The organism is Acinetobacter chinensis (genome assembly GCF_002165375.2).
Lineage (GTDB): Bacteria > Pseudomonadota > Gammaproteobacteria > Pseudomonadales > Moraxellaceae > Acinetobacter > Acinetobacter chinensis.
This window is the reverse complement of sequence record NZ_CP032134.1, coordinates 3,303,015-3,319,289: the sequence shown is the minus strand read 5'-3', so window position 1 is coordinate 3,319,289 and position 16,275 is coordinate 3,303,015. Positions and strand designations below refer to the sequence as shown.

At 45.3% G+C, this 16,275-nt stretch carries 11 protein-coding genes; 10 read left to right on the top strand and 1 reads right to left on the bottom strand.

Going from position 1 to position 16,275, the window contains the following annotated elements; all coding sequences use genetic code 11:
• The first annotated feature begins 19 nt into the window (after nucleotides 1–19).
• Entirely contained in the window at nucleotides 20–823 is an 804-nt protein-coding gene (locus CDG60_RS16775) for a putative RNA methyltransferase (RefSeq protein WP_087512122.1), read from the top strand.
• Nucleotides 824–900: 77 nt separating this feature from the next.
• Here CDG60_RS16775 and ponA read toward each other — a convergent pair whose 3' ends face one another.
• Nucleotides 901–3,477, bottom strand: coding sequence for a penicillin-binding protein PBP1a (gene ponA, locus CDG60_RS16770; protein WP_087512123.1), 2,577 nt, complete (start codon nucleotides 3,475–3,477; stop codon nucleotides 901–903).
• Nucleotides 3,478–3,642: 165 nt separating this feature from the next.
• Here ponA and pilM point away from each other — a divergent pair, with 165 nt between their 5' ends.
• The 9 genes from pilM to gltB all read left to right on the top strand — a co-directional run bounded on the left by pilM (nucleotide 3,643) and on the right by gltB (nucleotide 16,235).
• Nucleotides 3,643–4,701: a pilus assembly protein PilM gene (gene pilM / locus CDG60_RS16765; protein WP_087512124.1), complete on the top strand. Its 1,059-nt coding sequence runs from the start codon at nucleotides 3,643–3,645 to the stop codon at nucleotides 4,699–4,701.
• Nucleotides 4,701–5,369 carry a PilN domain-containing protein gene (locus CDG60_RS16760; RefSeq protein ID WP_087512125.1) on the top strand — a complete coding sequence of 223 codons (669 nt, stop codon included), beginning with the start codon at nucleotides 4,701–4,703 and terminating at the stop codon, nucleotides 5,367–5,369. The genes pilM and CDG60_RS16760 overlap by 1 nt, the downstream gene beginning before the upstream one ends.
• Nucleotides 5,366–6,085 carry a type IV pilus inner membrane component PilO gene (gene pilO, locus CDG60_RS16755; RefSeq protein ID WP_087512126.1) on the top strand — a complete coding sequence of 240 codons (720 nt, stop codon included), beginning with the start codon at nucleotides 5,366–5,368 and terminating at the stop codon, nucleotides 6,083–6,085. Before CDG60_RS16760 ends, pilO begins: the two co-directional genes overlap by 4 nt.
• Nucleotides 6,085–6,609, top strand: coding sequence for a pilus assembly protein PilP (locus tag CDG60_RS16750; protein WP_087512127.1), 525 nt, complete (start codon nucleotides 6,085–6,087; stop codon nucleotides 6,607–6,609). Before pilO ends, CDG60_RS16750 begins: the two co-directional genes overlap by 1 nt.
• Nucleotides 6,610–6,669: 60 nt before the next feature.
• The gene (locus CDG60_RS16745; RefSeq protein ID WP_171405530.1) at nucleotides 6,670–8,790 is read left to right on the top strand and encodes a type IV pilus secretin PilQ; all 2,121 of its coding nucleotides are present in this window, start codon (nucleotides 6,670–6,672) and stop codon (nucleotides 8,788–8,790) included.
• Between the two features lie 35 nt (nucleotides 8,791–8,825).
• Nucleotides 8,826–9,365, top strand: a complete 540-nt coding sequence (aroK, locus tag CDG60_RS16740; RefSeq protein ID WP_087512129.1) for a shikimate kinase AroK — start codon at nucleotides 8,826–8,828, stop codon at nucleotides 9,363–9,365.
• Between the two features lie 25 nt (nucleotides 9,366–9,390).
• On the top strand, nucleotides 9,391–10,470 hold the full coding sequence (aroB, locus tag CDG60_RS16735) for a 3-dehydroquinate synthase (protein ID WP_087512130.1): 1,080 nt from the start codon (nucleotides 9,391–9,393) through the stop codon (nucleotides 10,468–10,470).
• 10 nt (nucleotides 10,471–10,480) lie between these two features.
• Nucleotides 10,481–11,308, top strand: a complete 828-nt coding sequence (locus tag CDG60_RS16730) for a hypothetical protein (protein WP_087512131.1) — start codon at nucleotides 10,481–10,483, stop codon at nucleotides 11,306–11,308.
• Nucleotides 11,309–11,759: 451 nt separating this feature from the next.
• On the top strand, nucleotides 11,760–16,235 hold the full coding sequence (gene gltB / locus CDG60_RS16725; protein WP_171405529.1) for a glutamate synthase large subunit: 4,476 nt from the start codon (nucleotides 11,760–11,762) through the stop codon (nucleotides 16,233–16,235).
• Nucleotides 16,236–16,275 lie beyond the last annotated feature (40 nt).

The following is a 16,275-nucleotide window of genomic DNA, read 5'->3' as shown; positions in this document are numbered from 1 at the left end:
CAATGGTCTGGAGAAAGTGATGAATTTGTTGATGTGTCCTGTGTGTCGTGAAGCGCTGAGCTTAACGGAAAAAACGTGGCGCTGCTCCAGTAATCACAGCTATGACGTGGCAAAACAGGGTTATGTCAATCTGCATGTGGTACAGCATAAGCACAGTAAAAATCCAGGAGATACTCCAGAGTCCGTTCAGGCACGCCGCACATTCCTTTCAGGTGGTTTTTATGCACCCTTACAACAGGCGGTGGTTGAGAAAATCAAAAATCTGCGTATTGAAAATCTGCTTGATATAGGCTGTGGTGAAGGCTATTACACCAGTGCCATGCAGGCAGAAGTGCTGCAGTGTGTTGGGGTTGATATTGCGAAAAATGCAGTACAGGTTGCAGCAAAGATGAATAAGGACATCACCTGGGTGGTGGGAACGGGTGCAACTCTGCCAGTGCTGGATCACAGTATTGATTTATGCACCAGTTTATTCAGCCCGATTCCCAAAGAGGAAATCTGCCGTGTGTTGAAGCCTGAAGCTTATCTGATGGTGGTTACGCCAGCTCCTGAGCATCTGTATGCCATGCGTGAAGCGCTGTTTGATGAGGTGAATGCACATGATCCTCACAAATTTGCAGAACAGCTACAGGATGCATTTGAGTTGATTGATCAGTCTGTGATTGAGTCGGAATTTACACTGGATCAGGCACAGCTGAAAAATCTGATTGCCATGACACCTTATGCATACAAAGCAAAACTGGAAAAACGCCAGGCACTGGAGCAGCAACCGAGCACCGATCTGAAAGCCAGTTTTCAGATGTATGTTTTTAAGAAAAAATAAAACAGATTTAAATCTGAAATATAAAAAACCCTCTGATTAAGAGGGTTTTTTATATTCAAGAGAACTGAGAGCTGAGTTTATTCAACTTCATTAATCAGGTTTTCCAGCGCATCAGGACGATGCTCCTGAGGTTTTCTGGCGGGTGCAGGCTGCATTGCCGGTGGCGCTTTTTCATCTGGAATCAGCGTTTCTTCACCTGGTAAGTCATCGAAATCACGCTCTGGTACACGGGTCGGTGCAGCAGGAGTAGGTCGGTATAATGGTCTTGCCAAAGGCGGTGAAGAGCGGTCTTCTTCTCTTTGCGCAATTTCAGTCGGATTGGTTATAGTTGTGCGGTTAACTGGCGCTTTTGCATTTTTGTCCAGGTGAACCCATGCCGCAGGTGTTCCTTTCAGCGCATTGCCCATAAAGTTGGTCCAGATCGGCAGAGCAGCGACACCACCGTATTCACGACGACCAAGCGTGGTCGGTTTATCAAAACCTACCCATGCAATTGTCACCAGTTTGCCATTGAAGCCCGCAAACCAGGCATCCTTCGCATCATTGGTGGTTCCTGTTTTGCCGCCAATATCGCCACGACCAATTTTTAAAGCCGCACGTCCAGTACCATGCTGAATCACATCCCGTAAAATGTTCGCCATGTCATACGCAGAACTGGATTTTAAAATACGCTGTGCCTGACGGTACTGACCACGGTCTTCCGAAGCATTTTCAGCTTCAATTTTATCTTTATTCAGATTGGTGACTTCAATGACTTCATCATCAGGTGTGATTGCATCATCAGCACCGGACGCTGCATTTTCGTCACTGGCAATATCATCCTCAGGAGCATCAGGCTCATTAATACAGGGAATGCATGCATATTCAGGATTAACCTGGTAAATGACTTTGCCATAAGCATCTTCAATCCGGTCAATAAAGTGCGGCTGAATACGGTAACCGCCATTTGCAAATGTTGCATAGCCCGTTGCCATCTGCACAGGCAATACCTGTGGCGTTCCGAGTGCGATGGTGTAGTTGCGTGGAATCTGATCTTCCTGAAGCCCGAAATCCATAAATAACTGGCGGGTACGTTCAATACCGACACTTTGCAGCAGACGGACAGAAACCGTATTTCGGGACAGATAAAGCGCCCGACGTAATGGAATCATCCCGAGATAGCGACCATCGGAGTTTCTTGGTGACCATTTCCCGATGGTGATGGGATTGTCATTGACCATGGTATAAGGCGTCATACCACGCTCAAGTGCGAGGGCATAGACAAAGGGTTTAATGGTGGAGCCGGGTTGCCGCCAACCCTGTAATGCGCGGTTGAAGCGTGACTGATAAAAGTTATATCCACCGACAATAGCTTCAATGGCACCGTTGTTTGGGTTTAATGCAATCAGCTGACCCTGTACTTTAGGTGCCTGAACCAAGGCCCAGGAGGTTTTGTTTTCATTTGGTCGAAGACGGATAATATCTTTAACTTTTACGATCTGTGATGCACGGCTGGGTGCACCACCGACACTGTTGGCATTGCGGTAGGGTCTCGCCCATGACATGCCTGACCAGGGAACAGTCACAATGCTGCCATCCTGCATCAGTGCTTCAAACGAACTGGTGTTGACTTTGGTGACCTGAGCCGGATAGGTGTTTGCATAAGCAACAAATTCTTTCAGTGGTTTATCATGAGCTTCTGCACCGCGCCAGCCATGACGACGATCATAGTCTTCAAGCCCTTTCTGTACTGCTTCTTCGGCATAAGCCTGACGCTGGCTGTTAATGGTTGAATAAACCTTGTAGCCTGAATCGACTGCCTGCTCACCAAATTTTTCCACCAGTTCAGCACGGATCATTTCCCCAACATAGGGAAATTTATTGCTGATTCCCCGCTCTGGCATATCCAGGCTGATCGGTTCAGCAATCGACTTCTGGTACTGTCCCTGATTCAGGTAGCCCAACTGCAGCATACGTCCCAGAATCCAGTTGCGGCGTTCAAGAGCCCGCTCAGGATTGGCGACAGGGTTGTATTTTGAAGGTGCTTTGGGTAAGCCTGCAATCATTGCCATCTGGGCAACTGTCAGCTCATCCAGGCTTTTGTTGTAGTAAATTTTGGCAGCCGCAGCAATTCCGTATGCATTTTTTCCCAGAAAGATTTTATTGACATACAGCGTCAGAATTTCTTCTTTAGTCAGATTCTGTTCAATTTTACGTGCCAGGAAAATTTCAGTCAGTTTGCGTTTCAGTGTTCTTTCAGGTGAGAGGTAATAGTTTTTTGCCACCTGCATGGTGATGGTTGAGCCACCGGTCTGTACACCAGAACCAGTAACACTTTCCGAAACTGCACGTCCCAAGCCTTTAAAACTGATCCCGCTGTGTTCAAAAAATGATGAGTCTTCAGCTGCAAGAAAGGCATGAATAAAAGAACTCGGGATCTGTTTGTATTCAACAGGTACTGAAAGCTTGCCACCATACTCGGCAATCAGCTCATTATCAGCGCTGTAAACCTGTAAGGGCTTCAGTAACGGCGCCTTTTTCAGAGTGTTCATTTCTGGCAGGGATGGCGCAATATAGAGATACATGCCATAGAAACCCATAGGAACTGCGACCAGAATTATAATTATGATCAAAAAAAATGGATGAACACGACCTGAACAAGATAGCTTTTTCATAACAAGTAAGTTTTAATAGGAGCTAATGGCAAACTAATTGGTGGTCAGTATAGCCTTTACACATACGGATTGTTAGATGAGTAATTGTATCCGTATAAAATTATAGATCACAGCCGATTAGTGGGTTAATTTTTTTGGGGATAAAAAAATAATAGGAATAGTATTGTGCTCAGGTTATATCGTAAGCCAAATAAGGGGTTAATGGGAGTAGATATCAGTTCTACTTCTGTTAAGTTACTGGAACTATCTGTAAAGAATGGTAGGTATTGGGTAGAGAGCTATGCACTTGTCCCATTACCGGAAGGCAGTGTTGTTGAAAAAAATATCCTTAACCCGGAAGCGGTTGGGGATGCGCTTGAACGTGCATTGAATCTGGCAAACTCGCAGTCAACATCTGCGGCAATGGCTATTCCAACCTCAATGGTGATTACCAAAACGATTGAGATGGATGCTGATATGACAGAAGATGAACGTGAAGTTCAGATTCGGATGGACGCAGAACAATACATTCCTTTCCCACTTGATGAAGTCAGTCTGGATTTTGAAGTTTTACCGGATCGCCTGGCAAATCCTTCACGTGTCAATGTTTTACTGGTTGCAACACCGATTGAAAATATTGAAGCACGTTCAGAAGCGCTGGAGTTGGGTGGATTAACTCCAAAAATTGCAGATGTTGAAAGTTTTGCAATGGAGAACGCTTTTCAGGTGTTCTCTGAAACCTTGCCTATGGGGGCAAATACAGTCGGTATCCTGGATATCGGTCATACCATGACCACTTTGTCTGTATTGCAGAATAACAAAATCATATATACCCGTGAGCAGGTGTTTGGGGGCAAACAGCTGACTCAGGAAATTCAGAACCGTTACGGTCTGTCTTTTGAGGAAGCGGGGCGTGCTAAAAAGAGCCGGACTTTACCGGATGACTACGATGCTGAAGTGCTGGAGCCTTATCTTGAGGCTGTGGTTCAGCAGGCAGCACGTTCATTACAGTTTTTCTTTTCATCTTCTCAGTTTAATGAAATTGACCATATTCTGCTTGCAGGGGGTAATGCCAATATTCCGGGCCTTGCCAAACTGCTTCAACAGAAACTGGGCTACCGTGTCACGATTGCCAATCCATTCCTTCAGATGGGCTTCTCACCGCAGATTGATATTAAAAAAATTGAGAATGATGCTTCCTCACTCATGGTGGCATGTGGTCTGGCATTGAGGAGTTTTGATTAATGGCAAGAATTAACCTGCTCCCTTGGCGTGATGCGTTAAGGGAAAAACGAAAAAAAGAATTTATAGCAATCTGTATTGGGGCTGCTTTAATTGGGGTGCTTGCTGTTGTTCTGGCATGGTTCTTCTATGATCAGAAACTTCAGGATCAGGAACAGGCGAATCAGCTGGTGATCAGTACCAATCAGAATCTTGATGTTCAGCTCAAATCACTTGAGGGACTCCAGGATCAGCGTAATGCAATTGTGGAACGGATGAAGCTGATTCAGGGGCTGCAAGGGCAGAGACCGGTTACAGTACGTCTTGTGGATGAGCTTGTGCGTGTTACGCCTACATCTATGTACATTACAAAGTTTGATCGGCTGGGAGATAAATTCACAATTGAAGGTAAGGCGGAAAGCCCAAATACAGTGGCTGAATTCCTGAGAAATCTGGAAGCATCTCCGTGGTACCGCAACGCATTTATGAATTCATTCCTGGCAAAAGAAGAAGATAAGAATAAAACCCAGACTTCAGTTGTGCCTCGTGTTGAAGAAAGCTATGGAACTTTTGTGATTACAGCGGATCTCGACGAAATTGCAGCACCGGTAACATCAGAAAAAACTGCTGATACAGCAGCGGTATCTGTGGCTACAACAACGACGGGTTCAACAGCGGGGGCAGCACAATGAGTCGCGATGAATTTGATGAGTTAAATCAGGATGCTGCTGTTGCTCCGAAAAAGAAAATGACGCTGGATAAATTTGTTCAGCAGTTCAATACGCTTGATCCGAATAATTATGGCAGCTGGCCTTTATCCGTAAAAATCACCTGCTGGATTTTTATCGCACTGGTGATCTGTGCAATTGGCTATTTTGTGGTGATCAAACCGAAACTTGATGCAATTTCCAGTGCCAATGCACAGGAACAGAATCTGCTGAATGAGTTCCGTGAAAAAGACTCCAAACTGCGTAATTTACAGCAGTATCAGTTGCAGTTGCAGCAAATGGAAGCGAGTTTTAACCAACAGCTTGAACAACTGCCGAAAGAAACAGAAATTCCTGGACTGGTTGAAGATATCAACGTGACAGGTGTGAATTCAGGACTGAAGTTTAAAAATATCCGTCTTGAAGGTGAAGTGAAGCAGGAATTCTTTATTGAACAGCCAATTTCCATTGAAGCAACGGGTGATTATCATGCCTTTGGTTCATTTGTCAGTGGTATTGCTGCACTTCCACGTATCGTTACTTTGCATGATTTTACAATTACAGCATCTGAGAACAAAGAGAAGAAATCTGATGTTCCTCAGGTCAGTTATACGGCAAAAGCAAAAACTTACCGTTATATCGGTAATACAGATAATCAGGCGGCTGGTAATGCTCCAGCAGCTGCTGGAGGAGCGAAATAATGAAAACAAAAATTTCTCTCGCTTTAGTTGCAGGTCTGTTGCTGGCAGGCTGTGATTCGCGTATTGATGCAGTGAATCAGCAGATGGCGGATATCCGTAATCAGCCACCGATTCCAATCGAAGCTGCACCAGTGTTTGAACCTGCGCCAACATTTAACTATTCGGCACATCAGCTGAAAAGTCCATTTATGCCAAGTTCGCTGGCTGCAGAGCTGAAAATTATGGCGGGGAAACGGGTTTATCCAAACCTGAACAGACAGCCTCAGCCACTTGAAAGCTATGCACTTGAAGCACTGAATATGAAAGGCAGTATGCGCAGTCAGACGGGTGAAGTGCTTGCTCTGATTCAGACGCCGGATGGTGAGGTTGAGCGTGTGCAGCGTGGCAGTTATATGGGGATGAATCATGGTCGTGTGGTGAATATCACGCCTACGCAGATTGACCTTTTGGAAATTATTCCGGATGGGCGTGAGGGCTATGTGGAACGGCCGAGAAGCTTGGTGTTAATAGGACCAACGCCTTAATTTAAAGGAATAAAAATGAATAACAGTTTTAAAGATTTTATTTTTGGGGATGGCAATACAATGAACAATTTGTTCCGTCAGTTTTCAATGGGTGCAGTGGCAATGGCTGTTATGCAGGCTGCCAGCGCTCAGGTCAGTATTACGAATATCGTACCTATGCAGATACCGGGGCAGGGAACAGAAGTTCGCGTGATGTTCAATGGATTGCCTCCGCAGCCTCAGGCTTATCAGCTTGAGAATCCATCCAGATTAATCCTGGATTTTGATAAGGCTCAGCAGAATCTGAAACAGAACTCAGTTGCTGTAGCAACCAGTGAAGCAAGCTCTGTCGATGTGACTTCAGATGCACAGCGTTCCAGGCTGACGGTTAACCTTGCAGATGCCGGTGCTTTCACCACACGCGTTGAAGGTAATACGTTCATCCTGAAAATTAACTCTGCGGGTGTGGCGGGAACAGCTCAGCCTGTTGCTCAGAAATCTGCACAGGGAATTTCCAATATTGGATTTAACAGAGGCTCTGATGGTGAAGGCCTTGTGGTGATTGATCTGCAGGGAAGCAATACACCTGTCGATGTTCAGCAGCAGGGCAGTAAGATCGTGGTCAGAACGCTGGGAAATAAAGTTCCTTCGCATTTGACGCGCCGTCTGAATGTCAATGATTTTGCTACGCCTGTTTCAACCATTGATGCACAGAATGATGGCAGTAATGGTGTGATCACGATTCAGTCATCTGGCAGCTACGAATACATGGCTTACCAGGCTGAGAATAAACTGACAATCAGTCTGAAGCGACCAGTGGATAAAAACCCACTGAAACCACGTGCTGCTAATACCTATACAGGTAAGAAGATCTCCCTGGACTTCCAGGATATCGAAGTTCGTCGTGTACTCCAGTTATTGGCAGATTTTACCGGTATTAACATGGTGGCAGCAGATACGGTTCAGGGAAATATCACTTTACGCCTGAAGGATGTTCCTTGGGATCAGGCACTCGATATTATTCTGAAAACCAAAAATCTTGATAAACGCCGTAATGGCAACGTGATCTGGATTGCTCCGGTTTCAGAGTTGATCAAGGCTGAAGAAGAAGAAGCCAAAGCAATCGCGCAGAGTGTGAAACTGGCACCTCTGCAGACTGAATATATTCAGCTGAACTATGCGAAAGCAACAGATATCGAAAAACTGATTACACAGGGTAAAAACTCTTCAAACAATAGGGGGGCAGCGGCGGACTCTGACAGTGTCGGCAGTCTGCTTAGCCCACGTGGAACAATTTCTGTTGATCCAAGAACCAACACGATTATTGTCAATGACACCGCGCAGAAGATTGATCAGATCCGAAAAATGATCGACCTGTTGGATGTTTCTGTAAAACAGGTCATGGTTGAAGCGCGTATCGTCCGTGCAACAACTGACTTTACCAAAGAAATGGGCGTGAAATGGGGGATTCTGTCTCAGGGGATTACCAACAATAATAATCTGCTGGTTGGTGGTAGTGATACGACCTTATGGAATCTTCGTGAACCTGAAGAAGATAGTACAACAGGCGGTTATAAGTACACAATTGAGCGTCCTCAGAACCTGAACGTTGACCTGGGTGTGACGACTTCTGGAGCAAGTAAAATTGCTTTTGGTCTGATCAGCCTGTCTGATTTTATGCTGGATCTTGAATTGTCTGCATTACAGGCAGATGGCTACGGTGAAGTAATTTCAACACCAAAAGTTTTAACTGCAGATAAGCAGGCTGCCAAAGTGATGTCCGGTACACAGATTCCTTATCAGTCAGCTGAAGGTGGTGGTGTAAATGCTGTGTCTAAGACAGAGTTTGTTGATGCAACGCTGAGTCTGGATGTGACACCAAGTATCACACCTGATGGTAAGATTCAGATGATGCTGGATATCACAAATGACTCAGTGGGTACTGCAACTCCAACGGGTCAGTTCACCATTAATAAAAACCAGATCAACACGAATGTGCTGGTGGATAATGGTGAAACGGTCGTACTGGGTGGAATATTTGAACAGGTATCAACCAATACTCAGATCAAGGTGCCTTTCCTGGGTGATCTGCCATATATTGGTCGACTGTTCCGTAAAGATTCCAAGTCTGACAAAAAGAGCGAGTTGCTGATTTTTGTTACACCACGAATAGTTAATGACAGTGTTTCGAGAAATCATTAATATATTTTAAATTTAGCAGAATAATAGGTGACTCCTTGCCAGGCAATGAGTTTGAAACCCTGCCAAATATATATTTGGTAGGGCCAATGGGTGCGGGGAAGACGACAGTAGGGCGACATCTTGCAGAGTTGCTTGGTCGGGAGTTTCTGGACAGTGATCATGAAATTGAGCGCAGGACAGGAGCATCCATTCCCTGGATTTTTGAAAAAGAAGGTGAACCGGGTTTCCGCAGTCGTGAAACCTCAGTCATTGATGAACTGACAACACGTAAACAGCTGGTACTTGCGACCGGCGGTGGTGTTGTCACTCAGTCTCCTAATCGGGAATTTCTTAAACAGCGCGGTATTGTTGTTTATCTGTATACTCCTGTCGAAATTCAGCTTCAGCGTACTTATCGCGATAAAAACCGTCCCTTACTTCAGGTGGAAAATCCAGAGCAGAAACTCAGAGAGTTGCTCAGGATCAGAGATCCGTTGTATCGTGAAGTTGCACATCATATTATTGAAACCAACCAGGGGGCAGCCCGGGATCTTGCACAAAAGATTCTTCAGGTCGTTGTTTCAAAAAATACATAATCATAGGCAGACGGGCTTAATTTCCATGCAAACTTTATATGTTGAACTCGGCGATCGCCGTTATCCTATTTTTATTGGCAGTAAACTGAACGCTCAGGAGCTGCTTGAACCCTATATTCATGGTCATCAGGTCATGGTGGTGACCAATACGACCGTTGCCCCGCTGTATCTGGATCATTATGTTGCTGCGCTTGAAGCATCAGGAAAAACAGTACATACCTGTATTCTGTCTGATGGTGAGAAATATAAGGATATTCAGCATCTGAATCTTATTTTTGATGCTTTGCTTGAGGCAGGGTTTAACCGGGATTGTACGGTTCTGGCTTTGGGTGGTGGTGTGATTGGGGATATGGCGGGTTTTGCATCTGCAAGTTTTCAGCGCGGTGTATATTTTGCGCAGGTTCCAACTACATTGCTGTCGCAGGTGGATTCGAGTGTGGGTGGAAAAACGGGTATTAACCATCCTTTAGGCAAGAACATGATTGGTGCTTTTCAGCAGCCACAGGTTGTACTGGCTGATATGTCTCAGTTAAGTACATTGCCTTCAAGAGAATTATCTGCTGGCCTGGCTGAAGTGATTAAATATGCATTACTGGGTGATGTAGAGTTTCTTGACTGGCTTGAACAGCATATGGAAGCGCTTGTCGCAGGCGATGAAACTGTGCTTGCAATCGCAGTTTATAAGTCCTGTGCGCATAAAGCACGGATTGTGGCAAGTGATGAAAAAGAACAGGGTGACCGTGCTCTGCTGAATCTGGGTCATACTTTTGGACATGCAATTGAATCATACCTGGGGTATGGTGAGTGGTTACATGGTGAGGCTGTCGCAACGGGAATGGTTATGGCTGCTGATTTATCTTTCCGTATGGGGTGGATTTCAGAATCTGATCTGGAACGTACAAAAAAAATCATTTTACGTGCCAATTTGCCGATCGTTTGTCCTAAAATTCCATTGGAAGAGTTTCTGGCTTATATGGCACATGATAAAAAAGTGCTGAATGGGCAGTTGAGACTGGTATTAATGAAAAAGCTGGGACAGGCTGTAATTACCCGTGACTTTGATGTCGAGTTGATGAAACAGGTGATTGTAGCGAACCAGCACTGAAAGGTAACTCATGACAGCAATCCGTACACAATGGCAAAAAATACAGGGCTACATCTGGTTGCTGCTGGGCGTTCTGTGTCTGTTTTTTGCGCTTATTTTCTGGGCTGTGACGGATAAGCAGGAACTGGCTGAAGTAGGTAATGTACCTGAGTCTGAGCTGGAGTTACAGATTCAGCCTGAAAAAGTTGCAGCAACGACCCATCTTGGTGCATTAATGGATGAGGTGAGACCTCTGGAGTTGACCAACCGGGTTGTTGCCTCAGGTGATCATAATTTTGAATTTCGTGGTACCCGTTTTATAGATGAAAATAAAAAAGCTTCAACGGTTGAGCTGTTCAGAGTGACTGAAGAAGATATTATCAAAAGCTTTTTAAAAAAATTACCTCAGCGTAAAGACTACTATTACATACGCCTGAGTGGTGAAAATCAGGCAGAGCAATATGTGCTGCTGTATGGTCTGTTTAAAAATAGTGATGAAGCAAAGACGGCATTTGCTCGGCAGAATCTTGTTTTACCGCCATCCGTTAAGCCTGTTGTGAGAACAATAGGACAGTATGCTGGACTTGTAAATGATCTGGGTGCTGATGAGATGGGACTGAACAGTAAGCTTTATGAAGTTCGTTTACGTCCTGCGGCACTGCCATTAATTGATGAAAGTTTACTTGCATTACCTAAGCCGCAGCCCGCAGCACCTGCAACGCCAGGTGCCTTGAGTACAACAACGACGACAGTTACCCGACGTGATGCAGATGGTAACGTGGTGGATGTGCAGAAAAGTCACAGTAATACCGAAAGTAAGCTGGTCGCACCTCAGTCTCCAGTTTCTGCACCAGAATAGGTTCAGCGGATTCAATCGGACTAAAATAGAGCAAAACAATATTTAAACAGATTTTTTTGCCCAAATGTGGTGCAATTATTTTAATGAAAAAGCCTGCTTTTTGTTGTGCTGAAGTCGAATTACACAGTAATCAGAAGATTTAACAAACATAAATATAATTTGGCATATTTATTGCTTTATTGGTGCATGAGTTGAGTCAATATCCCTGTTTTGGCGCGAAATGATTCAATGAGTGTGTGGGATTTTTCAGATCAGCTGCTTTAAAAGAGTGCGGATTTACTGCAGACATTTTGCAGATATTTCATGCATCGGGAATAAAATCGGATTATCTTTATTTTAAGTGAACGATTTGTTCTGTACTGAACAGGGCTTCGCTGAATTGAACGACACAAGTAATAAAATTGTTAATTTGCCCAATGGGCCTATGTAAAAAGAAGGGTACGCTATGCACATGCCATCGCCTAATACTGTAGCTCCCGCTCAAGGTTTATACCAACCGGATGAGTTTAAAGATAACTGTGGTTTCGGTTTGATCGCCCATATGCAGGGTGATGCAAGCCATGACCTGGTCAAGACCGCAATTCATAGCTTAAGTTGCATGACACACCGTGGTGGTATTGCTGCTGATGGTAAGACGGGCGATGGCTGTGGTCTGTTACTGGCTATGCCTAAAAACTTCTTTCGTGAAGAAGCTAAAAAAATCAGTGACATTACACTGAGTGAAATTTTTGCAGTCGGGACCATTTTCCTGAACCTGGATCCAGCACTTGCTGCACATGCCAAACAGATTTTAAGTAAAGAAATTGAGGAAGAAGGTTGCCGTGTTATTGGCTGGCGTGTGGTTCCAACCAATAATGATGCACTGGGTTCAATTGCAATGCAGTCTTTGCCTGCATTTGAGCAGATCTTTGTCAACTGCCCAATGGGTGTGACAGAGGTTGAGTTCAACCGTAAATTATTTATGGCACGTCGTCGTGCAGAGCAGCAACTGACTGCTGACCCTTATTTTTATGTTACAACGCTGTGTTCGACTGTCATCACCTATAAAGGTCTGATGATGCCTGAATACATCACCGATTTTTATACAGATCTTGCCGATGAGCGTCTGGCATCTCATATTGTGGTGTTCCATCAGCGCTTCTCAACCAATACATTGCCACGCTGGCCACTGGCGCAGCCATTCCGTTACCTGGCGCATAATGGTGAAATCAACACCATTACAGCAAACCGTAATTGGGCTGTGGCACGTACGCCTAAATTTGAAAACCCATTACTGCCTGGTCTGACTGAGCTGAATCCAATTGTCAACCGTACCGGTTCGGATTCTTCAAGCATGGATAACATGCTTGAAATCCTGGTGGGTGGTGGTATGGATCTGTTCCGTGCGCTGCGTATGCTTGTGCCACCAGCATGGCAGAACGTTGAAACTCTGGATGCTGATTTACGTGCATTCTATGAGTTCAACTCCAAACATATGGAAGCATGGGATGGTCCTGCTGGACTTGTGATTCAGGATGGTCGTCACGCGATCTGTATGCTTGACCGAAACGGCTTACGTCCTGCACGCTGGGTAATTACCAAAAATGGTTACATCACACTTGCATCAGAAATTGGTGTATGGGGTTATGAGCCTGAAGATGTGATTTCAAAAGGACGTGTTGGTCCGGGTCAGATTCTGGTGGTGGATACCTTTACAGGCAAAATGCTCGATACGAAAGATGTCAGTAATCACCTGAAAAAAATGCGCCCTTACCGTGAGTGGTTACGTGAAAACTCTGTTCGTGTACAGGGCAGTCCGGAACTTGAAGAATATTTATGTGATCAGGGCTTAAAAGGTGATGACCTGAAAGCGGCACAGAAAATGTTCATGGTGACGTTTGAAGAGCGTGATCAGTTGCTTCGTCCTATTGCTGAAAGTGGTCAGGAAGCGGTCGGTTCAATGGGTGACGATACGCCAATGGCCGTTCTGTCACGTCAGGTTCGCCATGTGACTGATTATTTCCGTCAACAGTTTGCTCAGGTGACCAATCCACCAATTGATCCATTACGTGAATCCATCGTAATGTCACTGGAAACCTGTCTGGGTCGTGAGCAGAATGTCTTTGAACAGGGACCTGAACATGCTGACCGTCTGATCGTGTCCAGTCCTGTACTTTCAAATTCGAAAATGCATCAGATCCGCACCAGTGGTCGTAAAGGCTATGAAATTGCAGATATTGATCTGAACTATCCTGAAGCTGAGGGTCTTGAAGCCGCAATTACCCGTATCTGTGAAGATGCAGCTCAGGCAATCCGTGACGGTAAAACATTGCTTGTAATTTCTGACCGTAAAATCCGTCAGGGTTATTTGCCTGCCAACGCAGCGATGGTCACAGGTGCAATTCACCATTATCTGATCAGTGTTGGACTGCGCACAGATGCAAACATCATTGTCGAAACGGCACTTGCACGTGATCCGCATCAGTTTGCGGTGATCTTAGGCTTTGGTGCGACAGCGATTTATCCATACCTGGCTTATGACGTGATCAATGATCTGATTGCTAAAGGTGAGCTGTTAGGTGACCCAATTCATGCACAGGCCAATTTCCGTAAAGGGATTGATAAAGGCTTACTCAAAGTTCTCTCGAAAATGGGTATTTCTACGGTTGCTTCATACCGTGGCGGTCAGTTATTCGAAGCTGTTGGCTTGTCCGATGAAGTGGTTGCAAAATGCTTTACAGGTGTGCCAAGCCGTATTAAAGGTGCGACTTTTGAAGATCTTGAAAATGACCAGAAAAAACTGGCAGAAACGGCGTGGAAACCCCGTAAGCCAATTGATCAGGGTGGCTTACTGAAGTTTGTATTCGATAAGGAATACCATGCATTTAACCCTGATGTGATCAATGCGCTGCACAAATCGGTACGTTCAGGCAATTATGCAGACTTTAAAGAGTATGCAGAGCTTGTAAATACCCGTCCGATTGCGACCATTCGTGACCTGTTGAAACTGAAAACTGACAATCCAATTCCTTTGGAAGCGGTGGAGTCAGTTGAAGAAATTCTGCCACGTTTTGACTCTGCGGGTATGTCACTGGGTGCATTGTCACCAGAAGCGCACGAAGCGATTGCGATTGCGATGAACACCATTGGTGGTCGTTCAAACTCAGGTGAGGGCGGTGAAGACCCTGCACGTTATGGCACGATCCGTAATTCTAAAATCAAACAGATTGCATCGGGGCGTTTCGGTGTAACTCCAGCTTACTTAACCTCTGCGGAAGTGTTGCAGATTAAAGTGGCACAGGGTGCGAAACCGGGTGAAGGTGGTCAGTTACCGGGCGGTAAAGTGAATGGCTTAATCGCACGTTTACGTTATTCAGTGCCTGGTGTAACGCTGATTTCTCCGCCACCACATCACGACATTTATTCAATCGAAGATTTATCACAATTGATCTTTGACTTAAAACAGGTCAATCCACAGGCCATGGTTTCTGTGAAACTGGTCTCTGAACCAGGTGTAGGAACGATTGCAGCAGGTGTTGCCAAAGCCTATGCCGACTTCATTACCATTTCTGGTTATGACGGCGGTACAGCGGCTTCGCCATTATCATCCATTCACCATGCGGGTTCTCCATGGGAGCTGGGTCTAAGCGAGGCACATCAGGCACTGCGTGTGAATGACCTGCGTGGCAAAGTTCGTGTACAGACCGATGGTGGTTTGAAAACTGGTCTGGATGTAGTTAAAGCAGCGATTCTGGGTGCAGAAAGCTTTGGTTTTGGTTCGACACCAATGATTGCATTGGGTTGTAAATACCTGCGCATCTGTCACTTAAATAACTGTGCGACCGGTGTTGCAACTCAGCAGGATCATTTACGTCAGGAGCACTATATTGGTGAACCTGAAATGCTGATCAACTTCTTCCACTTCATTGCGGAAGAGACCCGCGAGTGGCTTGCTGCTTTAGGTGTTGCATCTTTAAAAGACCTGATTGGCCGTACAGATTTACTGGAAACGTTACCTGGTGAAACAGATAAACATGCGCATCTGGATCTGAGTGCATTACTTGAGTCGCATCCATCAGCGGAAGGCAAAGCGCAGTACTGTCAGGTTCAGGGCAATGCACCATTCGACAAAGGCCTGCTTGCAGAAAAAATGATTGCTGAAATGTTGCCAGCGATTGAAGCAGGAACAGGCGGTGAATATCACTTTACTGTGGGTAACTGTGACCGTTCAATCGGTGCCCGTATCTCAGGTGAAATCGCAAAACGTTACGGCAACCTGAGCATGGAAGCACATCCTGTTAAGCTGAATTTGACAGGTACTGCAGGTCAGTCTCTGGGTGTGTGGAACGCTGGTGGTCTGCATATCAAACTTGAAGGTGATGCCAACGACTATGTCGGTAAAGGCATGGCAGGTGGTCGTGTGTCGATCTTCCCTCCAAAAGGTTCACCATTCCAGACTCAGGAAACTGCAATTATTGGTAATACCTGTCTCTATGGTGCAACTGGCGGTAAATTATTTGCTGCAGGTACAGCAGGCGAGCGTTTTGCAGTACGTAACTCAGGTGCATTTGCTGTCATCGAAGGTGCAGGCGACCATTGCTGTGAATATATGACTGGGGGTATTGTGACGGTACTGGGTAAAGTAGGGCATAACTTCGGTGCAGGTATGACTGGTGGTTTTGCTTATGTACTTGATCTGGATAATGACTTTGTAGATCATTACAACCATGAACTGATTGAGTTGAACCGTATTTCAACTGAATCCATGGAGGAGCATAAAGAGTTCCTTGGTCGTATCCTGGATGAACACATCAAGGAAACTGGCAGTGCCTGGGCGTATAAGATCCGTAATGAGTTTGATTTCTATGGCCGTAAATTCTGGCTGGTGAAACCAAAAGCGGCAAACTTACAGACGCTTCTGAAAACCACTCAAGCTGACCCACAATAATTCCACGACTGCAGATAGATAGGCAGGCACAGCTGAAAAC